Below are 24,616 nucleotides of genomic sequence, written 5' to 3'. Positions count from 1 at the left end.
TATTTTTAAAGGGCTTTTTTTTATTTTAGCACTATGGAAATCAAAGAAATCTACAATTACTATTTGCAATCTTCTGGTATTGCAACTGACAATAGAAAAATAAATCCCGATAATATATTTGTAGCCTTAAAGGGGGACAATTTTAACGGAAATAAATTCGCATTAAGCGCATTAGAAAATGGTGCGAAATATGCAATTATTGATGAAGCAGAATACAAATTAGACAATCGATTTATTCTAGTTGAAAATTCTCTACTAGCTCTTCAACGATTAGCCAATTACCACAGAAAACAATTAAATATCACAATAGTTGGATTAACAGGAAGTAACGGAAAGACCACAACTAAAGAGTTAATTAATGCTGTTTTATCTCAAAAATACAATACAAAAGCAACATTAGGTAATTTAAATAATCACATTGGAGTGCCATTAACTTTACTTTCTTTTGATAACACAACTGAAATGGGAATTGTTGAAATGGGCGCCAATCACCAAAAAGAAATTGAAATGCTTTGTGAAATATGTGAACCTGATTTTGGATATATCACCAATTTTGGAAAAGCACACTTAGAAGGATTTGGAGGAACTGAAGGTGTTATAAAAGGTAAAAGCGAACTTTACAATTTTTTGGCTTCAAATAACAAAACAGCTATTGTTAATATTGATGATACAATTCAAAATGAAAAAACACAAAATCTAAACAGAATTACTTTTGGATTGAACAACAATGATTGTTTCGTTAATATAAAAAATATCGAAACGAATCCTATGGTGAAAATTGAATTTGAAAACATAACAATTCAATCGCATTTAATAGGCTTATACAATGCAAACAACATTAATGCTGCTATCACTATTGGAAAACATTTCGGAGTTTCGAATGAGCAAATTAAATTCGGACTTGAAAATTATATTCCAAACAATAATCGTTCACAATTATTAGAAAAAAATTCAAATAAAATTATACTTGACGCATACAATGCTAATCCAAGTAGCATGAATGCCGCATTAACTAATTTCTTTCAATTAGAAGAACAAAACAAAGTCGCTATTTTAGGTGATATGTTTGAATTAGGAAATGAAAGTTCAGATGAGCACCGAAAACTAATTGAATTCTGTTTCAATCATGAAGAAATTACTTTCTATTTTGTTGGTCATGATTTTAACAATCATAAAAATTCAAATTCTAATATGCACTTTTACGAATCCTTTGAAACTTTTAAAACTGCTTTTTCTGAAATAAAAAAGGAAAACAATTTTATACTTATTAAAGGATCAAGAGGAATGAGTTTAGAAAGAACTTTAGAATTAATATAATAAAAAAAAGCTTTTCAAATTGAAAAGCTTTTTTTTTATAATTATTCTTTAATGAAACGCTTCACTCCTACTGAATTGTTATTAGCAATTTGTACAAAATAAATCCCAGTAGTTAAAGAACTTACATTAATTGAGTCGTTTTCAATAGTTCCTTTAAAAATTTCTTGTCCCATTTGGTTGAAAATTTTAAAACTAGAATTCGAATCTAATCCTGATAAATAGATAATTCCGTCTTTAACTGGATTTGGATATAATTTAAAATCTAAAACCTCAACTTCTGATTTTATAGCATTTTCGTCTTGAGCTATGTTTTCATCCTGAGCTACATCTTCATTTTCTCCTTTAACATTACCTTCTTTAATTCTTACAACTGCATTATTTACAATATTAACAGTATAATCTTCAACTTCACCTCTAGCAAATACTTCACAAGCAGAAGAATTTGCATTATATTTCATAGAAACCCTCATTCTTGTTGAACCATTTATAGCAGTAGTTGGGATTGTAAATGAACCAGAAACCGAAGAAGATTTTGATTTAGATTTTGTAAATACTAATTCATTTGCATCAAATTTTCCATTTTGATCATAATCTATCCAAACATTATAGCCTTCTGCAGCAGTTGTACCAACCCATGCCGGAAAAATTGTAATTGTTACAACACTACCTACATTTACATTAGTAGACATTGCAGTAAAATTACCATATCCACCATTATTTCCAGAATTATTAACTATAGAGGCAAATTGAACTTTATTAATATATTCATAAGTAGTCGAACCACTTGAATTACAATATACTAAAGCTGGTGCTAAAGTAATTACATTTAAAGTATTACTTGCTGAAGAAACATTTCCAGCAGCATCGCTTGCCACAACATAAAAACTATAAGTAGTTGATGAAGATAATCCAGAAACAACTATAGAAGTTGAAGATGTTGTTGAAATTAACACTCCATTTTGATACACTTTATATGCTGTTACAGCTACATTATCAGTTGAAACATTCCAAGATAAATTTGTACTATTAGTAGTTGTACCTGAAGCAGAAACAACAGTAGCAGTTGGAGCAGTAGTATCAGCTGGAGTTAAAGTTGTAACATTAACCGTATTACTTGCAACAGAATTATTTCCCGCAGCATCATAAGCAATTACATAAAAATTATATGTAGTAGAAGCAGATAATCCAGAAACTGGTAAAGAAGTAGTTGATGCTGTAGTTTTTAAAATTCCATTTTGATATACCTTATAACCAATAACTCCAATATTATCAGTAGATATATTCCAAGTTAAATTAGTACTTGATGTAGTTGTCCCAGAAGCAGAAACAATAGTAGCAGTTGGAGCAGTAGTATCTGCTGGAGTTAAAGTTGTAACATTTACAGCATTACTTGATACTGATGAGTTTCCAGCAGCATCATATGAAGTTACATAAAAACTATATGATGTTGATGCTGTTAAACCTGTTACTAATAAAGAAGTTTCCGATGTTGTCGTTTTTAAAACGCCATTTTGATACACTTTATATCCTGCAACTCCTACATTATCTGATGAAGCATTCCAAGTTAAATTAGTACTTGAAGTTGTAGTTCCTGAAGCTGAAAGTGTAGAAGCAATAGGAGCAACTGTATCAGCTTGTCCTGAACCAATAATTGTAAAATTAGCATTATTAATATCAAAGAAAATGTGATTGCTTCCTTTAACCATAATTCTATTTGTAGATCCAGATACATTTGGAATTACAACAGATTGTGATCCATCATTAGGAGTATTTGCAACTAAAGTAATTGGAAATGTAACACCACCATCAGTAGATAATAAAACATCAACATTCGTACAATTTACTCCATTTGCATTGGTACCTGCTACAGTCCAATTAATTGTTTGAGATGTACCAGCAGTATAAGTTACAGCTGTATTTTGTGTATCAACTGTAAACGGACCTGCTACACCATCAACATAAACAACCATATCATCAGAACTATTTGCACCACCACCTAATTTATTATCTCTTACTGTTAATCTAAAATTTAAAGTTCTAGCAACCATCGGTAACGTTTCTGAAACAATTCTATAACCAGCAGTTGAAGTAGCTCCACTTAAAATAGTATTTAAAGCAGGGAAAAAACGTGTTGGAGAAGTTGTTGGGTTGTATGATCTAAATAAAGAACCAGTAGTATTTGTACTAGTTGGGACAGTAGTTGTTGCATTTCCTAAATCCATTTGCTCCCAAGTATACGTTAATTGATCAGCAGTATTAGCGTCAGTAGCACTACCTGATAACATAAACGGAGTTCCTTTAGGAATTGTATAATCTAATCCTGCATTTACAACAGGAACAGCATTCCCAGTTAAAGTCACTGTTCCACAAGTTAAAGTTTTAATTTTGTCTGTAACTTGCTCTATACTAATTGCGTGAAAATAATAGTCATAATACGCTTGAATATCTTTAACTGTTTTACCAGCATAACTCATAATTGTTGATCCACTTCCTGGTTCCATTTGAGCAGCATTACTACTTTCAGTAACATAAGTAAAAGTATGTTTTGCACCCATTTGATGTGCTAATTCATGACAAACAAATTGAACATCATATAAATCTCCAGCTGGATTACTTTTAGATGAATATCCTCTACCTTTTGAATTTGTAATACCGATAAGTCCACCAGAACTTCCACCTGCATTTGTATTATCAAATAAATGACCTAAATCAAAATTTACATCACCAATAACAGTATTTAAATTAGTTTGTAATTCATTTGAAAAATATGCAGAAGTTGAAAACGGATCTGTTGTAGCGTCTGTATAAACGATAGCATCATTGTTACCAACTAAAACAAAACGTACTCCGAAATCTCTTTCAAAAATTCCATTAACACGGGTAATGCTATTATTGATTGCAGATAAAGCAGCTGCTTTAGTTCCACCAAAATATGCAGCATATTCTCCAGTACAAGAAATTGCTAAACGATACGTACGTAATTTTGAATCATCTGCACCTCTCATTAACTCAGAAGAATTAGAAGCAATTTTATTTGTTAAATCGATAGCAACAGCTTCATCATTACATTCAAATTTTGAAAAAGCTCTTTTTCTATCGTTTGATTTATAAATAGTATAATTTAAGTTATCAGCTGTAATTGGCTCAATAAAAACCGTTTCTTTGTTAGGATAAATAATCATAGATTTAAATCCTAATGAAGAACTACTTAAATAAGCACGTACTGATGGGTTATCCACACCAACTGCAACATATGATTTAATTTCAGGATATTTAGCTGCTAATTCAGGAGCTAAAATTGAATTTTCAAACACTTCAAATCGTTCCATTTTACCTTCAACAGTAGGCAAAGTAATTATTGTATTTGAATTTTTACTTTTAATGTCTCTTTTAGGAGAAGTTTTTAAAGCCTTTTTTAAAGATTCAAAATCTAAATTAAAAATGTTTTCTTGAGGAAAATTTGACTTTTCATTATTAATAATAGTTTTATTAGAATTGTTTCTTTTCCATAATCCATTTTCATTTTGTGCAATTGTAATTCCACTAACGAATAATAATGTTAAACAAATTAATTTTTTCATAGTTGTGTGTTTAATTTTTTTTATAACTGGCTCAAAACTAAACATTTAAAAAAATATAATCGACATAATTAACAAAAAAATCGATGAAATACACTGTTTTTTATTGTTTTGTAGGGGAATTAATATCGTTTTTTTAGTGAATTTTAACTATTTAAAAAAACACATGCTAATTGTTTGATTTATAACTATTTACGTTTATAAATTTATTCTTACACTTATTTAGATTAAATAAATTAAATGCAATAAAAATTGTACAAAAATTTAAAAAAGACACCATTTTTTTATCGATTTAAATACACTTTTTAAACAGGTTATTGTTATTCATCGATAATAGTTCACATCGAAAAGTTAATAAAAAACCAAAGTCTGTAATCCGCTAAACTAAAACTTAAATTAGTGTTAAATTTGTACAGAAAATTAATGTAAGCCCCAATTACGACACTCTATAATTGAATTACTAGTATAACCGAATAATACTTCTAATACAATTAAATCGAAATTGACTTTATTAAATCTGTAATAAAGTTTTCATTACTACTCTCATTTATATTCTTCTTAAAATTTCAATGTTCATTGAAAACCAGTAACTCGTTTACTTTAAACAGATTGTCATGTATATGGCATTCATAAAAATATTATCATGAAAAAAAATATTTTACTTCTATTAAAAAAAATCCTTTTATTAATTGGTGACACATACCATTTAACAAAGGTATATTTAAACTATTTATGTAGTAGCTGGTCTCAGTATTCTAGATTTAGTAACTATATTATGGTTTTTAGTTTTGTCATTTTACTATTAAATAATAATTTAACCTATAGTCAAATTGTTATTGATGGTAATCCTTCCGAATGGCCAGGAGTTTTAAACAATGCTGCAAATACTAAAAAAGCATTTAAACATGACCCATTTAATGCTACAGGTGTAGATGATCAATGGACCCAAGGTTCTAAAGATACCGACGCTTCACCCACTACAAATTGGAAATGGGTTTATGGAAATTCAAATGACAAAGGTGATATCGGTAATGCTGGTGCTGTATTATTAGGAACAAAACTTTACTTCTTTGGTGACAGAGCAGCCTTTAATGGTGATTCTCAAATAGGTTTTTGGTTTTTCCTAGATGATGTAATGCCAACAGGGTCTGGCGCTAGTGCTAGTCCGTTTACAGGTGAACATTCTAACGGAGACATCTTAATCATTAGTAACTTTACAAATGGTGGGGGTATAGTACAACCTTTAGTGTATATGTGGTCTGGAAAAACAGCAAACAACCCCGGAGCATTAGTACAAGTTAACCCTAATACTGTATTAGCTACTTTGGCTTCAAATGATCAATCTTATAATGTACCTGGTGGTGCGAATGGAACTCAAATGTTTAATGGAGATGTTTGGACATTCAGTCCAAAATCTGGACCCGCAAATACCTATCCTGTACCGTTATTCTTTGAAGGAAGTTTAGATTTAGCTACCATACAAGGAATAAGTCCATGTTTTAAAAGATTCTTATTAGAAACTAGAAACTCACAATCATTAACTGCATCTTTACAAGATTTAGCAGCTGGTGGTTTTTCTGGAGTTCCTCCAGCACCTAGTGTTGTGGCAGGTAACCGATGTGGTCCAGGAAGTGTAACTTTAAGTGCTTCCGGATGTTTAGGCACTCTTAATTGGTATGCAAATGCTACAGGCGGTGCTTCATTAGGAACTGGGCCATCATTTAATACGACTTCGATTTCACAAACAACCACATTTTATGTTTCTTGTACGGTAGATGGATGTGAAGGATCTAGAGCACCTGTTATTGCAACAATAAACCCGACTCCTAGTGCTTCCGCTAGTTATACGCCAATTAATTGTTATGGCGGAAATTCTACAATAACGGTAAGCGCCTCTGGAGGTACACCTTCTTACACTTATTCATTAGATAACGTAACGTTCCAGGCCGGAAATACTTTTGTAGTACCTGCAGGATCTTATACAGTATATGTAAAAGATTCTAAAGGATGTCCTGGAGAATATCAAGTAAACATTTCTCAACCCGACCCAAGTCAACCAGACATTTCAATAGGACCTTTTGCAAAATCTTATTGTGGACTTCCTTTTACCGAAGCTCAATCACAATTAAATGCAGATTTTACAAGTTGGTTAAACTCAATACAAATCATAAACACAGGTACTTTACCTTATACCTTAGTAAGAAGCCCACAAAACCCTACACCACCAGCAGTAAATGGTGGAGAAACTAGCGTTTCATGGACAATTACAGATGCTTGTGGTAAAAGCGAAACAATTAGTGAAATATTTACAGTATTAGGTTGTAATATTATATGTGAGCTAGATACAGATCCAACTCCTTGTAATGTTGCAGGTTCTATAACTGCAAGTGGATCGGGTGGATTCCCACAATATTCATTTAAATTATATTTAACTAGTGATGTAACGTTTACAAATCAAATTGGCGCAACATTATTTTCAGCAAATAACCCTGGAATAGTAACATTCACAGGTTTAGCTGCAGGTGATTATACTGTTTTAATATTTGATCAAGTACAAAATACAAATGACTCTGCTTCTGCATGTAGTATTTTAGTAACAAGAGATCCTCCTCCTTTAGTAACTACACATTGTTCTAATGATCAATTTAATGCTTGTGGACAAACTCAAGAAGCTTTAAATGCCGATTATACAAGTTGGTTTAATAGTTTAGCTCCAACAGGTGGAACTAATTTACAATACAGTATTGAAGTAAAAGACGCTCAAGGAAATGTAGTAGATATTGATGGTATATTTGCACCAAATAAATGTGGTGCTGTGTATACTGCAACTGTTACTTATTCTGACGCCTGTGCTCAATCTGGAAGTTGTCAAGGAGTTTACACTGTTGTTGGCGACACTCAACCTCCTGTAATTACTACTCAAAATCAAAGTGGTGATTTAGGCTGTAATCCGACATCAATAGTGGCTCCATCATTTGGATATACTGATAATTGTGATTCAAATCTACAAGTATCTGTAAGTGATGGTGGTGTACAAACCAATGGTTGTGGACGTAGTAGAACTTGGACAGCAACACTTTCAGATGGCTGTGGAAATGCGGCAACACCTGTTAGTATTACTTACACTTGGAAAGTAGATACGCAAGCACCAGTAATTTCAACTCAAAATCAAAGTGGCGACCTAGGCTGTAACCCTCAATCCATTCCTACTCCAACATTTAGTTATACCGATAATTGTGATAACAATTTACAAGTATCCGTTAACGATGGTGGATTACAAACTAATGGTTGTGGACGTAGCAGAACTTGGACAGCAACACTTTCTGATGGCTGTGGAAATGCTGCTGTTCCTGTTAGTATTACTTATACTTGGAAAGTAGATACGCAAGCTCCAGTAATTTCAACTCAAAGTCAAAGTGGCGACCTAGGCTGTAACCCTCAATCCATTCCTACTCCTTCATTTAGTTATACCGATAATTGTGATAACAATTTACAAGTATCCGTTAACGATGGTGGATTACAAACTAATGGTTGTGGACGAAGCAGAACTTGGACAGCAACACTTTCTGATGGCTGTGGAAATACTGCAATTCCTGTTAGTATTACTTACACTTGGAAAGTAGATACGCAAGCACCAGTAATTTCAACTCAAAGTCAAAGTGGCGATCTTGGCTGTAACCCTCAATCCATTCCTACTCCATCATTTAGTTATACCGATAATTGTGATAACAATTTACAAGTATCCGTTAACGATGGTGGATTACAAACCAATGGTTGTGGAAGAAGCAGAACTTGGACAGCATCTTTAACTGATAGTTGTGGAAATGTTGCAACACCTGTTAGTATTACTTACACTTGGAAAGTAGATACGCAAGCACCAGTAATTTCAACTCAAAGTCAAAGTGGCTATCTTGGCTGTAACCCTCAATCCATTCCTACTCCAACGTTTAGTTATACCGATAATTGTGATAATAATTTACAAGTATCTGTTAGCGATGGTGGATTACAAACTAATGGTTGTGGACGAAGCAGAACTTGGACAGCTTCTTTAACTGATAGTTGTGGAAATGCCGCTGTTCCAGTAAGTATTACTTACACTTGGAAAGTAGATACGCAAGCACCAGTAATTTCAACTCAAAGTCAAAGTGGCGATCTTGGCTGTAACCCTCAATCCATTCCTACTCCATCCTTTAGTTATACCGATAATTGTGATAACAATTTACAAGTATCCGTTAACGATGGTGGTGTACAAACAAATGGTTGCGGAAGAAGCAGAACTTGGACAGCTTCATTAACTGATAGTTGTGGAAATGCTGCTGTTCCTGTTAGTATTACCTACACTTGGAAAGTAGATACGCAAGCTCCAGTAATCACATCTCAAAGTCAAAGTGGTGATCTTGGCTGTAATCCTGAATCAATTCCTACTCCATCCTTTAGTTATACAGATAATTGTGATAATAATTTACAAGTATCTGTTAATGATGGCGGAGTACAAAATGAAGGATGTAATTATAGTCATACTTGGACAGCATCTGTAACTGATAGTTGTGGCAATGTAGCTACTCCAAAAAGTATTACTTATAGTTGGAAAGTAGATACTCAAGCTCCAGTTTTCACTTGTCCGGACAATTATACTTTAAATGGATGTGACACACAACCTATAATAGTTTTACCGCTTGCAATTGATAATTGTGATGGAGAAATTATTGTAACAGCAGAACGTTCTGATGATTTAGCGCTAAACGCTCCATTCCCAGTTGATCAAACATTAACCATTACCTATACTGCAGTCGATGGATGTGGAAATACTGCATCTTGTGATTTTACAGTATTTGTAACACCATGTGTTGGAGATACAAACTGTACTTACACACAAGGTTTCTATGGTAATTACAAAGGTAAAGGCTGTTCTCCAACTTTAGGTCAAACTGGTTCTCAAGACATGATGGTATTGGCAGTTAGTAATAATGGTGGGGTTGTAGATTTCGGTTCAGTTCCAAATAATAATTATTTCCGATTATTATTATCTGATATTAATGGAAATCCCGTTGTTGGTTCAAATAACATCTACAAAATGCTTCCTGGTGGAGGAACTCCAAGAGCTTTAATCGGATTTAATACTTATTCTGTAGGTTCAACATGGGCAGATAATGACCCATTAAATGCAGGTGGTTCTAATAAAGGTAAAATCAACAATGTACTTTTAGCTCAAACCATGGCACTATTCTTCAATATGGGCAATGACCCTGCATTAAGTAATGTAAAATTAGAAGAAACGTTTGCTACAGCTGATGTAACTTATTGTGGATCTGATACAATTATCCCTGGTACAACTCAAATATTTAATATTGACATTTCTGTAATTAATTATTTAGATGATCAATATGGGGAAGCAACTGTTGGTACTTTGTATCAATTAGCAAATAAAGCTTTAGGTGGTGGAAGTATTTCTCCATTAAATCATAGCGTTATCAACAGTGCTGTTGACAACATTAATAGAGGATTTGATGAATGTAGAGCACAAGTTTCTGTACCAACTGAAACTATAAGTGTTATTGAAAAAACTACCGATAAAGACTTTACTATTTATCCAGTACCGTTTATTTCAAACTTCAAAATACTTTACAACTTTGATTATAAATCACCAGTTGAAATTCAAGTATTTGATTCTAGAGGTACATTATTATTTAGTAAATACGACAGTGATACATATAAAGGAAAAGAGCTATTAATTGATTTCCCTCTAACGCATCAAAAAGGTGAAGTATTCTTCATTCGAATTGAAACAAATAGAGGACATATTCTTAAAAACATAGTTTCTAGTACAAATTAAAAAACTAATTTAAAAAAAGAAGCCGTTCTGAAATTCGGAACGGCTTTTTATTTTTATATGACTAATAATTATTTTACTAATCCTCTTGAAATTACAATTCTTTGAATTTCTGATGTTCCTTCATAGATTTGAGTAATCTTAGAATCACGCATCATTCTTTCAACATGGTATTCAGAAACATAACCATTTCCTCCATGGATTTGAACTGCATCATTAGCTACTTCTAAAGCAATTTCAGAAGCATATAATTTAGCCATCGCACCAGAATGCGCAATATCTAAACCTTGATCTTTTTCAGAAGCTGCTTTGTGAATTAATAATCTAGCTGCAGTTGTTTTTACATGCATATCCGCTAATTTGAATGCAATAGCTTGGTGGTTGAAAATTGGTTTACCAAAAGCTACACGTTCTTGAGCATATTTTAACGCTAATTCATAAGAACCTTGTGCGATACCTAAAGCTTGAGAAGCAATACCGATACGTCCACCATTTAATGTTGACATCGCGAAAGCAAATCCGAAACCATCAGCACCAATTCTATTTTCTTTAGGAACTTTTACATCATTAAATAATAAAGTATGCGTATCAGATCCACGGATACCCATTTTCTTTTCTTTTGGACCAACTTCAAAACCTGGCATTCCTTTTTCAACAATAAGAACGTTAATTCCTTTGTGTCCTTTAGAAGCATCCGTTTGAGCAATTAATAAATAAGTAGATGCAGTACCACCATTCGTAATCCAGTTTTTAGTACCGTTTACTAAATAATGATCTCCCATATCTACAGCAGTTGTTCTTTGAGAAGTTGCATCAGAACCTGCTTCTGGCTCAGATAAACAGAAAGCTCCAATAACTTCACCTTTAGCAAGTGGTGTTAAATATTTAACTTTTTGTTCTTCAGAACCGTATTTTTCTAAACCAGCACAAACTAATGAATTGTTAACCGACATAATTACAGCTGCAGAAGCATCTACTTTTGCAATTTCTTCCATAGCCAATACATAAGAAATACTGTCTAAACCAGCACCACCATATTTTGGGTCAACCATCATTCCTAAAAATCCTAGTTCTCCCATTTTTTTAACTTGTTCAGTTGGGAAAATAGAGTGTTCATCTCTCTCAATTACACCTGGTAAAAGTTCATTAACAGCAAAATCTCTAGCTGCTTGCTGAATCATTAAGTGTTCTTCGGTTAAATTAAAATCCATATTAATGCGTTATTTTATTTTATATTTTTTAAAAAATGTGCTCAAATGTAGGTAAAAATTATCAAATTTTCAATAACAATTTGTAATTTTAACCCATGCATAAAGAGAACTATAACGTTATCGGAGTGATGTCGGGAACTTCATTGGATGGAGTCGATTTAGCTCACATAAAATTTGAAATTAACAACCACAAATGGTCGTATGAAATTTACGAATGTGATACCATTTCTTATTCGAATGAAATTATTTCAAAACTTAAAAACGGAATCAATTTCAGTAAAGATGAACTTTCAGAATTAAATTTAGAATACACTAATTTATTAGGCAATATAATTTCTGATTTTATTCTAAAAAATAATATTTCAAATTTAGATGCGGTTTGTTCTCACGGTCATACGATTTTGCACCAACCACAAAATGGATTTACGTTACAAATTGGAAATTTACCAGAAATTGCAAAAATTACTCATCAAAAAGTGGTTTGTGATTTCCGTGTTCAAGATGTTAATTTAGGCGGACAAGGCGCACCATTAGTTCCAATTGGTGATAGAATTTTATTTTCAGATTTCGATTACTGTTTGAATTTAGGCGGATTTTCAAATATTTCTTTTGAAGCAAATAACCAACGAATTGCTTTTGATATTTCACCCGTTAATACGGTTTTAAATTTCTATGCAAATACTTTCGGATTAGAATATGATGATAAAGGTAAGATTTCTGCTTCTGGAAATTTGAATTCAGAATTATATGAAGAATTAAATAACTTAGAATTCTTTCATAAATCATATCCAAAATCGTTAGGTTTTGAATTTGTAAAAGAAACCGTTTTACCGATTATAGAACGTTACCAAATTTCAACAGAAGATAAAATGCGAACTTTTACCGAACACATTGCTTTTCAAATTGGTAACGTATTGCAATCAAAATCAGGTAAACTATTAGTTTCTGGCGGTGGTGTTTATAACGATTTTCTTATTGAAAGAATGAAAGCGCAATTACCAACTATTGAAATTATAATTCCTGACGAAAAAACGATAAAATTTAAAGAAGCTTTAATTTTTGCTTTATTAGGTGTATTAAAATTACGTAATGAAATTAATGTTTTAGCAAGTGTAACTGGGGCAAAACACGATCATAGTTCAGGTGAAATTTTTGAATAGTTTTTTGAATATTTTTTTGCCACGAATTCACGAATTTTCTTTTTTTACTTTATTAAAATATCGTTCAATTTTTTTCATCGAAGATGAAAATCGAATTAATTCGGACCTTTTAAAATTATAATTCGTGAATTCGTGGCAAAAACCAACAGAAAACAAGTTTCTTGCTTAAGTTGAAAACAATAATAATTTAATTTAAAACAAATTCTGTAACTTGTTTTACTAATTCTTTACTTTTTAAATCGTGACCTAAACCTTCGGTTAAAATTAATTCGCTATTTTTCCAATGTTTATTTAATCGGATAGAATAATAATAATTTGTAGCCAAATCGTTTTTATCATGTACAATTAATGCCGGAACCATTATACTTTCAGCAAATTTTGCACTTGAAAAATAACTAGGTAATTTCCCTAATTGACTATAAAACTCATCGATAATTAAGTTTAACGATTTTGTTGTTAAACCTAAGGTTTCTTTATAAAAATCGAAGAAATCGGAAGCTTCACCAGGCGCACCCATAATAACCACTTTTTCAATCGTATGTTCTTTATATTGATCTAAAAAATACGTAGTAGCGAATCCACCAATAGAATGACTCACAATTGATTTGATTTCAGAATGCAATTCTAAAAAAGCATTAATCACTTTTGCATACAAAACCACATGTATCGATTTTCCAGAGGATAATCCGTGAGCAGGCGCATCCAACGCATAAACCGTAAAATCATTTTTTATTAAATGCTCAATGTAATTTTTCCAACGAAAAGAATGACTCGCCCATCCATGAACCAATAAAATATGTTTGCTACCACTTCCCCATTTATAGGTTTGAATTTGATATCCTTCTAAATCTAAAACATCAGAAATACCTTTTTGTAAAAATTCTAATTGATGTGGTTTCACTTTTCTAGCGAATGGATTACAAAAAAGTTCAAATCCGTCTTTTTTTAGCTTTTTTGGGTTTACAAATGACAAAAAATTGAAATAAAAACCCATCGATTTTTGCATTATTTTCTTAAAATTCATAATTATTTTCTTTTTAAGATACCAATCGGTATCAAATTTGACAAATTTTTTTACAATAAAATATCGGATACAATCCAATTTTTTAAATGATTTACTACTATCTCAATATCGGAATTTGAATTTTGTAACTTACTCATCATAACACCACCTTCCAAGCTGGAAATCAATACTGTAGCCACAAGTTTTTCATTTACAACAGCTCCAACTTGTTTATGGGTTTTACCATTTATAATAATCTTCTCAACAGATTCTCTAAAAACCGTTAAAGCTTGTTGTGCTTTTTGCTTCAATTCCAAGTTGGTATCATCTACTTCAACAGCCACATTTAATAATGGACAACCACCATTAATAAGCGGATTTGTAATGTAACTTTTAAATAAATCTAACACACAAAAAAGTTTATCACGAGTGTTATTTTCAGCCTTAATTTTTTCATTTAAAGTGATGAAAATAGCCTGCATCATCTTTTGAAAAGCTTCAATTTCAAGGCTCTCTTTACTTTCAAAATGTCTGTAAATTGCACCCTTCGTTAAGCCCGTAGCATCAGTAATATCACTCAACGACGTAGATTTATACCCTTTTGTATTAAAAAGAGTAGTCGCTTCTTTAAGCACTTTAGCTTTGGTTAATTCTGATGATCGCATATGCAAAGATACCAATTGGTATCAAAATTACAAAAAAATACTAAATTTTCTTTTTTCGTCATTTGAAAAAGTTAAATTTGCATATCAAAATTAAGAACATTTATTATGAAAGATTTATTACATAAATTCGAAAATAAAGAACCGGAAATTGTATTCAATTGGAAAGATCCTGAAACGGAAGCTGAAGGTTGGACAGTAATTAATTCTTTACGCGGTGGTGCTGCTGGTGGTGGTACACGTATGAGAAAAGGTTTAGATCAAAACGAAGTACTTTCTTTAGCAAAAACGATGGAAGTAAAATTCTCAGTATCTGGTCCTGCAATTGGTGGAGCAAAATCGGGTATTAATTTTGACCCAGCTGATCCTCGTAAAAAAGGAGTATTAGAGCGTTGGTATAAAGCCGTTTCTCCATTATTGAAAAATTATTATGGAACGGGTGGTGATTTAAATGTAGATGAAATTCACGAAGTTATTCCTATGACTGAAGAATGTGGTGTTTGGCATCCACAAGAAGGTGTTTTTAACGGACACTTTAAACCAACTGAAGCTGACAAAATCAACAGAATTGGACAATTACGTCAAGGTGTAATTAAAGTGATTGAAAATGGAGAATTTACTCCAGATTTGTCAAAAAAATACACTGTTGCTGATATGATTACAGGTTACGGTGTTGCTGAAGCTGTTAAACATTTCTATACAATTTACGGTGGAAGTGTTGTAGGTAAAAAAGCAATTGTACAAGGATTTGGAAATGTAGGTTCTGCTGCAGCCTTTTATTTAGCAAAAATGGGTGCTAAAGTAGTAGGAATTATCGATAGAGATGGTGGAGTAATTAATGAAAATGGATTTACATTTGAAGAAATTACAGAACTATTCAGAAATAAAGATGGAAATAAATTAGTTTCAGATCAAATGATTCCATTTGCTGAAATCAATGAGAAAATTTGGAAAGTTGGCGCTCAAATTTTCGCTCCATGTGCGGCTTCAAGAATTGTATCTAAAGAAAATGTAGATAACATGATTGCAGCTGGATTAGAAGTTATTTCTTGTGGTGCAAATGTACCTTTTGCAGACAAAGAAATCTTCTACGGACCAATTATGGAAGAAACTGACAATAAAGTAAGTTTAATTCCAGACTTCATTTCAAACTGTGGAATGGCAAGAGTATTTGCTTATTTTATGGAGAAAAAAGTTCAAATGACAGACGAAGCAATTTTTAACGATGCTTCTGAAATTATTGGTCGTGCCATTCAAAAAACTTTTGATATCAATTCAAGCAAAACAAACATTAGCGCTAGAGCTTATGAAATTGCATTGAAACAATTGGTATAAACAACACAATTAATTTCTTTGAAAACTATGTTAAATGTATTTTTAACGTAGTTTTTTTATTTTAAAGCCATTCATATTCAATAATAATTGAAGTAATTTATTTACTAACAATCGCTTCTAATTAAAAACTTTTTAGGATAATTTTATTAGAAAAAAGCAATTTACAACTATCTTAACTAAAAAATTCATTGCATTTCAACAATTTTTAGTACTTTTATTCGTTAATAAATCAAACCCAAAGAATGAATGCAATTTTAAAAATACTAAAATTATTATACGAACATGGATTTTTCGGTCTAGTGCTATTTATCATTTTAGCTATTTCTATTTGGGTTGTATTTCATTATGTAAAGAAAACAAAACTAACAGATTCTAAGCAATCTTTAATTGTTACTACACATTCTGTACTTTGTATTATCATTTTATTATTTTTCATTCGATTTTGGCCTCCTTACAACAATAAAACGGCTTTATTAATCGCTGAAGGTGGCGGTGGTGGCGGTGTATCTGTTAATTTCGGAGATACTGATTTTGGAAAAGGAAATGATTATTTAAATGAAACATTGGAAGTAAACATGAAAGAAATTGCTTCTGAACCGGAAGAATCTGTTCCAGATGATATATTAACTCAAGATAATGTTGGAGCAAATGTTACTACTCCACCCAAAACAAATATCAAACCAAAAGATAAAAAACCTACCGAAACCAAACCCGTAGAAAACCCTAAAACACCGGTTAAAAAACCTAACAGTGCTTTATCAAATATGATTAAAGGAAAAAACAAAGGTGGCGATGGAAATTCTAGTTCAAGTGGTAATCAAGGTTCTGCTAATGGTAATTTAAATTCTAATGGATACTATGGAAGCGGCGGTTCTGGTGGCGGAACTGGAGGCGGAAACGGAACGGGTAATGGAACAGGAACAGGTCCTGGAAGTGGCTCTGGTTCTGGAGGCGGAAACGGAAGTGGCATTGGTAAAGGAAATTATAATTTAGCAGGAAGAAGAACTGCATACATTCCACCAACTGATAACGATTGTAATCAATCTGGACGTGTAATAATTGAAGTTACGGTTGATCGTTCAGGAAAAGTAATATCTGCAGTAAATGGAAAAGGTTCTACTGCTGATGCTTGTTTAATTGCACTTGCTAAAAAATATGCTTATCAAACAAGATGGCAACCAAGCGAAACTGCAGCTGAAAAACAAGTTGGAAACATTACATACAATTTTTCATTTTAAAATTTTCACAAACTTTTTACTTTTATCTTTTTACTTTTATCTTAATCAAATCCATTATATTTGCATCTCTTTAAACACAAAAAAATGCAACATATAATCGATCGTTTTATTGGGTATGTTACTGTTGATACAGAATCGGATCCAGAATCAAATACAACTCCAAGTACAGCTAAACAATGGGATTTAGCTAATAAATTAGTAGAAGAATTAAAACAAATTGGTTTATCAGACGTTTCTATTGATGATAAATCGTATGTTATGGCTACTTTACCAAGTAATTTAGATTATGAAGTTCCAACAATCGGATTTGTTTCTCACTTCGATACTACTCCAGATTTCACTGGAAAAGATGTTAAACCACAAATAGTTAAAAATTACGATGGTGGTGATATCGTTTTAAACAAAGAATTGAATATTGTACTTTCTCCATCTTATTTTAAAGATTTGTTATTATACAAAGGTCAGACTTTAATTACTACTGACGGAACGACTTTATTAGGTGCAGACGACAAAGCAGGAATTACAGAAATTATGACTGCTATGGAATATTTAGTTCAAAATCCGCAAATTAAACACGGTACATTAAAAGTGTGTTTTACACCAGATGAAGAAATTGGTCGTGGTGCAGATCATTTTGATGTTGAAAAGTTTGGTGCAGATTGGGCCTATACAATGGACGGAAGTCAGATTGGAGAATTAGAATATGAAAACTTTAATGCAGCTGGAGTTAAAATCAGATTTAAAGGAAAGAGTGTTCACCCAGGATATGCAAAAGGTAAAATGATCAATTCAATGCTATTAGCGAACAAATTCATCAGTAAATTACCGAAAGACGAAACTCCAGAAACAACTAAAAATTACGAAGGATTTTTCCATGTAACGAATATTCAAGGTAGTATTGAAGATACTTTAGTTCAATTAATTATTAGAGATCACAACCGAAATAAATTCGAAAAACGTAAAGAATATGTTGAAGAAGTGGTTGCTAAAATCAACAAAAAATACCAAAAACAATTTGGTGAAGACATTGCTATTTTAGAAATCAAAGATCAATATTACAACATGCGTGATAAGGTTGCTCCAGTTATGCATATTGTAAAATTAGCAGAGCAAGCAATGAAAGAATTGAACATTAAACCATTAATTAAACCTATTCGTGGTGGAACAGATGGTTCGCGTTTATCTTTTATGGGATTACCTTGTCCGAATATTTTTGCTGGCGGACATAATTTCCATGGAAAATACGAATATGTTCCTGTAGAAAGTATGCAAAAAGCGGTAGAAGTAATTGTTAAGATTGCTGAATTAAACGCAATTCAGAATAAGAAATAAAAACTACAAATATCAAATTCCAAATTCCAAAATTTCGGAATTTTATAGCATAAAAAAATCCCAAATTCAATATTGAATTTGGGATTTTTTATATTGAATTATTAAAAAAACTATTTCGTTTCTTTCAATTTTAAACTCATTTCTGCAGAAATAGAACTCTTTTCAATTTTTAATTTTCCTGACATTGTTTCCATAACAATTGTAGTTTCAGAAATTTCAGCAACTTTACCATGAATACCAGCAATAGTGATTACTTTATCACCCACTTTTAAATTCGTTAAAAATTCCTTTTCTAATTTTATTTTTTTGTTTTTAGGCATAATGATTAAGAAGTAAAACACTGCTACCATTAACACCAATTGAATAATTACTGTAGTATTCATATTAAATTATTTTGCTTTTATACTTACTTTGATTTTTACTTGTTCGATTGCATTTTCGGTATTACAACGAATATTAATTGTTTTAGTTAGATCACCTTTTTTTCCGTTTGAATCGAATTTTACATTAATTGGAGTAGAATCACCAGGCTTAACAACATCTTTTTCAACTTGAGGAACCGTACAACCACAAGAACCATGGGCATCTAAAATATACAAGTCGTTATCACCAACGTTTTTAATATGGAACGTAGTTTCAACCACTTCACCTTGTTCAATTTTACCAAAATTATGTACTAATCGGTCAAATTCAACTTTAGTTTTACCCACTTCGCTTTCTACGTATGGTTTTGCTTCGTTTTGCATTTCTGAATTTGAAATAGCATTTTCATCTTTCTTTTTACATGAAAATGATACTAAAAGGCATCCAACTAAAAGTGTTCTAATTAATTTTTTCATCAAATAAAATTTTATAATAAACCTCTACCTGTTTTTTTAATTTTTTCTTCCGTTTGAAATTCTTTCACTAAATTATCTAGAATTCCATTGATAAATATACTACTTTTTGGTGTAGAATATTCTTTAGCAATTTCTAAATATTCATTCATTGTTACTTTAACTGGAATAGAAGGGAATTTCAACAACTCACAAATTGCCATTTTAAGAATGATAGTATCTAATTCTGCAATACGTTCTTTATCCCAATTTGGCGTTTTATTTTCGTAAGCCGCTGCAAATTCTAGTTCATTTAAAACAGTTTTTCTAAATAAATTTCTAACAAATTCTTTATCGTCTAAATCTTTGAAAACGTTAGGTAATTCTAATACGTCGTCAGCAGATTTAATACTTTTAATTTGTTTAGAAATTAAAGTATTAATTACAGGAATATCATCTACCCAAGTAATTTTATAGTCTTCTAAATAATCGTATAATTTCTCATTTGGAGCAATCACTTCATTGAAAATATCAAACATAAATAAGATATCTTTTCTGAAATCTACTTCTTCAATTGACATGTATCTTTTGTACAATTCCGAGTCTTTTATCGCCTCTAACACAAATAAAACACAATCGTCATTAAGTTTCCAATTCGTAATTTTTCTTTCTTCTAAACGGTCATAAAAAACGCTATTATTAGAAATAATTTTAAAGAAACTATTATTAACAAATTTTAAATTTGGGTTTCGTTCTGCTTTTGTAGCTAAGTGTTTTTTGGATGCTACTTCTAAGTATGCTCTTTCTTTTAATTGTAATTCATCAAATAAAGCAATCATAAGAAGGTATAAGTCTTGAGAATTTTCAATACTTTGAAACAAGAATTTTTCTTCTTTATCTAATGAATCAGATTCGTGTTGATGCATTGCGTAAATGGTTTGCATCACTTTTACTCTAAAATGTCTTCTGTTGAGCATGGCTAAGAACTTTAAAAAAATTAATCCCGTTGATTAAACAAAATCAACGGGACAAATTTACGATTTTTTATTTTAAAGAATTATTTGTTTTGTAATTCTTTTTTTCTGTCATCAATTCTTTTTTGAGCAATGTTCAATGCAGCTTGATGAGTTGTAATATTATTTGCTTCAGATAAATTGAAAATATCCATTGCTGTGTTGTAGATATTTTCAGTTTTCTCCATTACTTGAGCAGAAGTTAAATTCGCTAATTCTGAATAAACATTAATTACACCACCAGCATTGATTAAGAAATCAGGAGCATATAAAATTCCTTTTTCTTTTAATAATTTACCGTGAACCACTTCGTTTGCTAATTGGTTATTAGCAGCACCAGCAATAACTTTAGCTTGAATTTTACTAATTGTATCATCGTTAATTGTAGCTCCTAAAGCACAAGGTGCATAAATATCTACATCTAAACTATATAAATCGTTTCCAGTAAAAATTTTAGCCCCATATTTAGAACCCACATCATGTAATCTTCCTTCATTAATATCTGAAATAGTTACAATAGCACCTTCATTTGTTAAGTGTTGTACTAATACTTCACCAACGTGACCAATACCTTGAACTAATACTTTTTTACCTTCTAAAGTGTCTACTCCAAATTTATATTTTGCAGCAGCTTTCATACCCATGAATACACCATAAGCTGTAATTGGAGAAGGATTTCCAGAACCACCACGGCTTTCAGAAATTCCCGTTACATAAGGAGTAACGTCTCTTACTGTGTCCATGTCTTTAGTTTCCATTCCTACATCTTCAGCAGTAATATACTTTCCAGATAAAGAATGTACATACTCACCAAATTTTCTCATTAATTCAGGAGTTTTCTCAGTTTTAGCGTCACCAATGATAACCGCTTTACCTCCACCTAAATTTAATCCAGAAATTGATGATTTGAATGACATTCCACGAGATAATCTTAAAACGTCGTTTAACGCTTCCCACTCGTTAGAATATTTCCACATTCTTGTTCCACCTAAAGCTGGTCCAAGAACTGTGTTATGAATTCCAATAATTGCTTTCAATCCTGTATCTTTGTCATTACAAAAAACAACTTGCTCGTGTCCGTCAAAAGAAACTTGACCAAAAACAGGATCTACTTTATGTAGCTCATTTGTATTAATTAAATCTGCTGTCATGAGTAATATTGATTTATTTTCAATGTTTAGATACAAAAATAAATATAAATTCTAAATAATTCATGTTTTTTGTATTATTTTTATTAAATCAATAATTTCATAAATTGCAAATAATTTCAATTTTTTGCTAATTTTATACCATAAACAACTGAATTAATTTTACATTCTTACCATAAATGAAAGAATTACAATATTTAAATAAATATTTCATAAAATACAAGTATCGATTTTTGCTAGGTATTATCATTACAATTGTAGCTCAAATCTTCTCTTTATACACTCCAGAACTAATTGGAAAATCAATAAAAGCAATTGAAATTTATTTAAAATCTCAAAATCACGACACGGTTTCCTTAAAAAAAGAATTATTTAAGAACATCGCTTTAATTTTTGCCTGTACTTTAATTGCAGGTTTCCTAACATTCTTAATGCGACAAACGTTAATTGTTATGTCGAGATATGTTGAATTCGATTTAAAAAATGAAATCTTTAATCATTACCAAAATCTGTCTCAAAACTTTTATAAAAAGAATAGAACAGGAGATTTAATGAATCGTATTAGTGAAGATGTTGGCAAAGTAAGAATGTATGTTGGTCCGGCTGTAATGTATACGATAAATACTGCAATTCGTTTTGCTGCTATTATTATTAGTATGTCTGCTATCAATGTAAAGTTGACGATATATTCTTTATTACCACTTCCAATTTTATCTTATAGCATTTTTGTTTTAAGTAAACGAATCAATAAAAAAAGTACCGCTTATCAACAAAATTTATCTACACTTTCATCCTTTACACAAGAATTTTTCTCCGGAATTAGAGTCATAAAAGCCTATTCTTTAGAAAATGACAGAATTCATGAATTTGAAAAACTTTCAACAATCAGTAAAGAAAAAAACTTATCATTAGCTAAAACACAAGCCTTATTTGGACCTTTAATGGTATTATTAATTGGATTAAGTTATTTGATTGTAATTTATGTGGGCGGACAAATGTATACCCGAGGCGAAATTAAAGACATTGGAGTCATTGCTCAATTCCTTTTATATATAGGCATGTTAGTTTGGCCCGTTGCATCTTTTGGCTGGGTGTCTTCATTAGTTCAAGAGGCTGAAGCGTCACAAAAAAGAATTAACGAGTTTTTACAAGAACAACCTGAAATACAAAATATTGGTTCAATATCTAATCCTATTGAAGGAAACATTACATTTGAAAATGTAAGTTATACGTATGACGATACAAATATTATAGCATTAGACAATATTAGTTTTACGATAGAAAAGGAACAAACAATAGCTATTTTAGGAAATACTGGTTCTGGAAAATCTACAATATTATCATTGTTAACGAGAATACACGATGTAAATGGTGTTTCAAAAATAAAAATTGATGGTACTGATTTAAAAGATTATGATTTAAATCATTTAAGGAATAGTATCAGTGTTGTTCCTCAAGATCCTTTTTTATTTTCAGACACTATTAAAAACAACATCAAATTTGGTAACAACAATGCTTCTGATGAAGAAATAATTGAGGCAGCAAAAATGGCCGTTGTACATGATAATATAAATTCTTTTTCAAATAAATACGAAACTATTTTAGGGGAAAGAGGAATTACACTTTCTGGCGGACAAAAGCAACGTGTTTCTATTGCAAGGGCAATTATTAAAGAGGCACCTTTATTAATTTTAGATGATTGCTTAAGTGCTGTTGATACTGAAACAGAAGAAAAAATCTTAAACAATTTTAAGAAGCTATTTAAAGATAAAACTACAATTATAGTAACACATCGAGCTTCAGCTGCCAAAAACGCTAATAAAATTATTGTTTTAGAAGACGGTAAAATTATTCAGGAAGGTACTCATAACCAATTAGTAAACATTGAAGGTTATTATAAAAAATTATATTTCAAACAACTTTCAGAAAAAGAAAATGCCTAAAAAATTGGTTCGTATTATTTTTTTTTAGATTTTTGAATAACTTAACCAATTAATTATCGTAAGCAGGATTATGAATGATAAAGATTTATTAGAAAAAGATATTTTTTCTAAAGTATTAAGAGCAGGAAGAAGAACGTATTTTTTTGATGTTAGAGCTACAAAAGCAGACGATTACTACATTACAATTACAGAAAGTAAGAAGTTTACAGAAGAAGATGGTTCTTATCACTTTAAAAAACATAAAATCTATTTATACAAAGAAGATTTTGCTGCTTTTAATGAAATATTAAATGAAATGACACAATATGTAGTAAACCATAAGGGCGAAGAAGTTATTTCAGAAAGACACCAAAAAGATTTCAAAAAAGAATCTTTTGTAGAAAGAATTATTGAAGAAACTACTACTTCTTCAAAAAACAGTTTTACAGATGTAGATTTTGATGATATTTAATAAATAAAAAAATCCCGAACAATGTTCGGGATTTTTTTTACCTCTTTTTAAATTTAGTATCGCTCTAATTTCAACAACCTTCTAATATTGAACCATTTATTTTCAGGATACTTTTATTCTCCAATAATCTATTCGACTGGTATTTAATAATTATTTTGGGCGTTCCCTCGTTTAAGAGGTATCCTTTTCAAAAAAGGTTTAGCTTTAAACGAGGTCGTGTGTTTTCTCTATCTTTTTTATTCCTTCCTTCTTCCTTGTAGATAAAAAAGGATGCCGCTTCACCCACTAACGCATTGGTTTCCACAAGACCATTTTATTATAAAAACAAAAATCGTCTATATAAGACGATATAGAATAAAAAAAAAGTCCTTCAAATAAAACTTGAAGGACTTAATAAAAGAAGGCAGCGAACCGAACTTGTTAAAAAACAAGTGAACACGCCGTACCAATAACAAAAAAAAGTCCTTCAAGTAAAACTTGAAGGACTTAATAAAAGAAGGCGGCGACATACTCTCCCACAAAAATGCAGTACCATCTGCGCAGTTGGGCTTAACTTCTCTGTTCGGAAAGGTAAGAGGTG

16 protein-coding genes and 1 rRNA gene are annotated in these 24,616 nt (G+C 31.2%); 8 read left to right on the top strand and 9 right to left on the bottom strand.

The window, feature by feature from the left end:
* Nucleotides 1–33 precede the first annotated feature (33 nt).
* Nucleotides 34–1,317, top strand: a complete 1,284-nt coding sequence (locus BMY86_RS00080; RefSeq protein ID WP_091463419.1) for a UDP-N-acetylmuramoyl-tripeptide--D-alanyl-D-alanine ligase — start codon at nt 34–36, stop codon at nt 1,315–1,317.
* A gap of 41 nt (nt 1,318–1,358) precedes the next feature.
* Here BMY86_RS00080 and BMY86_RS00075 read toward each other — a convergent pair whose 3' ends face one another.
* Entirely contained in the window at nt 1,359–4,898 is a 3,540-nt protein-coding gene (locus BMY86_RS00075; RefSeq protein ID WP_177177094.1) for a reprolysin-like metallopeptidase, read from the bottom strand.
* 640 nt (nt 4,899–5,538) lie between these two features.
* Here BMY86_RS00075 and BMY86_RS00070 point away from each other — a divergent pair.
* Nucleotides 5,539–10,728 carry an Ig-like domain-containing protein gene (locus BMY86_RS00070; protein WP_091463415.1) on the top strand — a complete coding sequence of 1,730 codons (5,190 nt, stop codon included), beginning with the start codon at nt 5,539–5,541 and terminating at the stop codon, nt 10,726–10,728.
* A 68-nt stretch (nt 10,729–10,796) separates the two neighbouring features.
* Here BMY86_RS00070 and BMY86_RS00065 read toward each other — a convergent pair whose 3' ends face one another.
* On the bottom strand, nt 10,797–11,936 hold the full coding sequence (locus BMY86_RS00065; protein ID WP_091463413.1) for an acyl-CoA dehydrogenase: 1,140 nt from the start codon (nt 11,934–11,936) through the stop codon (nt 10,797–10,799).
* Between the two features lie 95 nt (nt 11,937–12,031).
* Here BMY86_RS00065 and BMY86_RS00060 point away from each other — a divergent pair, with 95 nt between their 5' ends.
* On the top strand, nt 12,032–13,096 hold the full coding sequence (locus BMY86_RS00060) for an anhydro-N-acetylmuramic acid kinase (protein WP_091463411.1): 1,065 nt from the start codon (nt 12,032–12,034) through the stop codon (nt 13,094–13,096).
* Nucleotides 13,097–13,283: 187 nt separating this feature from the next.
* Here BMY86_RS00060 and BMY86_RS00055 read toward each other — a convergent pair whose 3' ends face one another.
* The gene (locus BMY86_RS00055) at nt 13,284–14,120 is read right to left on the bottom strand and encodes an alpha/beta hydrolase (RefSeq protein WP_091463409.1); all 837 of its coding nucleotides are present in this window, start codon (nt 14,118–14,120) and stop codon (nt 13,284–13,286) included.
* Between the two features lie 50 nt (nt 14,121–14,170).
* Nucleotides 14,171–14,764 (bottom strand): TetR/AcrR family transcriptional regulator, encoded by a 594-nt coding sequence (locus BMY86_RS00050; protein WP_091463407.1) that lies wholly within the window; start codon nt 14,762–14,764, stop codon nt 14,171–14,173.
* A 105-nt stretch (nt 14,765–14,869) separates the two neighbouring features.
* On the opposite strand from BMY86_RS00050, the gene BMY86_RS00045 reads away from it, so the two are divergent.
* From BMY86_RS00045 to pepT, 3 genes are all read left to right on the top strand, one after another.
* On the top strand, nt 14,870–16,096 hold the full coding sequence (locus BMY86_RS00045) for a Glu/Leu/Phe/Val dehydrogenase dimerization domain-containing protein (protein WP_091463405.1): 1,227 nt from the start codon (nt 14,870–14,872) through the stop codon (nt 16,094–16,096).
* Nucleotides 16,097–16,338: 242 nt separating this feature from the next.
* Nucleotides 16,339–17,334, top strand: coding sequence for an energy transducer TonB (locus BMY86_RS00040; RefSeq protein WP_245745573.1), 996 nt, complete (start codon nt 16,339–16,341; stop codon nt 17,332–17,334).
* A gap of 84 nt (nt 17,335–17,418) precedes the next feature.
* Nucleotides 17,419–18,666 carry a peptidase T gene (gene pepT, locus BMY86_RS00035; protein ID WP_091463403.1) on the top strand — a complete coding sequence of 416 codons (1,248 nt, stop codon included), beginning with the start codon at nt 17,419–17,421 and terminating at the stop codon, nt 18,664–18,666.
* 110 nt (nt 18,667–18,776) lie between these two features.
* Here pepT and yajC read toward each other — a convergent pair whose 3' ends face one another.
* From yajC to BMY86_RS00015, 4 genes are all read right to left on the bottom strand, one after another.
* A complete protein-coding gene (yajC, locus tag BMY86_RS00030; protein ID WP_091463400.1) occupies nt 18,777–19,049 on the bottom strand; it encodes a preprotein translocase subunit YajC in 273 nt (90 codons plus the stop codon).
* Between the two features lie 6 nt (nt 19,050–19,055).
* A complete protein-coding gene (locus tag BMY86_RS00025) occupies nt 19,056–19,505 on the bottom strand; it encodes a DUF1573 domain-containing protein (RefSeq protein ID WP_091463398.1) in 450 nt (149 codons plus the stop codon).
* 11 nt (nt 19,506–19,516) lie between these two features.
* Nucleotides 19,517–20,458 (bottom strand): transcription antitermination factor NusB, encoded by a 942-nt coding sequence (gene nusB, locus BMY86_RS00020; RefSeq protein ID WP_177177093.1) that lies wholly within the window; start codon nt 20,456–20,458, stop codon nt 19,517–19,519.
* Between the two features lie 80 nt (nt 20,459–20,538).
* Entirely contained in the window at nt 20,539–21,645 is a 1,107-nt protein-coding gene (locus BMY86_RS00015) for a Glu/Leu/Phe/Val family dehydrogenase (RefSeq protein ID WP_091463394.1), read from the bottom strand.
* 176 nt (nt 21,646–21,821) lie between these two features.
* On the opposite strand from BMY86_RS00015, the gene BMY86_RS00010 reads away from it, so the two are divergent.
* Both BMY86_RS00010 and BMY86_RS00005 read left to right on the top strand, forming a co-directional pair.
* The gene (locus BMY86_RS00010) at nt 21,822–23,585 is read left to right on the top strand and encodes an ABC transporter ATP-binding protein (protein WP_091463392.1); all 1,764 of its coding nucleotides are present in this window, start codon (nt 21,822–21,824) and stop codon (nt 23,583–23,585) included.
* Between the two features lie 70 nt (nt 23,586–23,655).
* The gene (locus tag BMY86_RS00005; protein ID WP_091463391.1) at nt 23,656–24,036 is read left to right on the top strand and encodes a PUR family DNA/RNA-binding protein; all 381 of its coding nucleotides are present in this window, start codon (nt 23,656–23,658) and stop codon (nt 24,034–24,036) included.
* 494 nt (nt 24,037–24,530) lie between these two features.
* Here the strand turns inward: BMY86_RS00005 and rrf are convergent.
* Nucleotides 24,531–24,616, bottom strand: a 5S ribosomal RNA gene (gene rrf, locus BMY86_RS13225); the annotation flags it as partial.

This window comes from Flavobacterium urocaniciphilum, assembly GCF_900110615.1.
In the GTDB taxonomy this organism is placed as follows: domain Bacteria; phylum Bacteroidota; class Bacteroidia; order Flavobacteriales; family Flavobacteriaceae; genus Flavobacterium; species Flavobacterium urocaniciphilum.
Note: the sequence above shows the minus strand (reverse complement) of the source record. Positions and strands in the feature narration are given on the sequence as shown.

Coding starts and splice junctions, on each gene's coding strand:
- BMY86_RS00080 (WP_091463419.1), top strand. CDS start 34: ATGGAAATCAAAGAAATCTACAATTACTATTTGCAATCTTCTGGTATT.
- BMY86_RS00075 (WP_177177094.1), bottom strand. CDS start 4,898: ATGAAAAAATTAATTTGTTTAACATTATTATTCGTTAGTGGAATTACA.
- BMY86_RS00070 (WP_091463415.1), top strand. CDS start 5,539: ATGAAAAAAAATATTTTACTTCTATTAAAAAAAATCCTTTTATTAATT.
- BMY86_RS00065 (WP_091463413.1), bottom strand. CDS start 11,936: ATGGATTTTAATTTAACCGAAGAACACTTAATGATTCAGCAAGCAGCT.
- BMY86_RS00060 (WP_091463411.1), top strand. CDS start 12,032: ATGCATAAAGAGAACTATAACGTTATCGGAGTGATGTCGGGAACTTCA.
- BMY86_RS00055 (WP_091463409.1), bottom strand. CDS start 14,120: ATGAATTTTAAGAAAATAATGCAAAAATCGATGGGTTTTTATTTCAAT.
- BMY86_RS00050 (WP_091463407.1), bottom strand. CDS start 14,764: ATGCGATCATCAGAATTAACCAAAGCTAAAGTGCTTAAAGAAGCGACT.
- BMY86_RS00045 (WP_091463405.1), top strand. CDS start 14,870: ATGAAAGATTTATTACATAAATTCGAAAATAAAGAACCGGAAATTGTA.
- BMY86_RS00040 (WP_245745573.1), top strand. CDS start 16,339: ATGAATGCAATTTTAAAAATACTAAAATTATTATACGAACATGGATTT.
- pepT (WP_091463403.1), top strand. CDS start 17,419: ATGCAACATATAATCGATCGTTTTATTGGGTATGTTACTGTTGATACA.
- yajC (WP_091463400.1), bottom strand. CDS start 19,049: ATGAATACTACAGTAATTATTCAATTGGTGTTAATGGTAGCAGTGTTT.
- BMY86_RS00025 (WP_091463398.1), bottom strand. CDS start 19,505: ATGAAAAAATTAATTAGAACACTTTTAGTTGGATGCCTTTTAGTATCA.
- nusB (WP_177177093.1), bottom strand. CDS start 20,458: ATGCTCAACAGAAGACATTTTAGAGTAAAAGTGATGCAAACCATTTAC.
- BMY86_RS00015 (WP_091463394.1), bottom strand. CDS start 21,645: ATGACAGCAGATTTAATTAATACAAATGAGCTACATAAAGTAGATCCT.
- BMY86_RS00010 (WP_091463392.1), top strand. CDS start 21,822: ATGAAAGAATTACAATATTTAAATAAATATTTCATAAAATACAAGTAT.
- BMY86_RS00005 (WP_091463391.1), top strand. CDS start 23,656: ATGAATGATAAAGATTTATTAGAAAAAGATATTTTTTCTAAAGTATTA.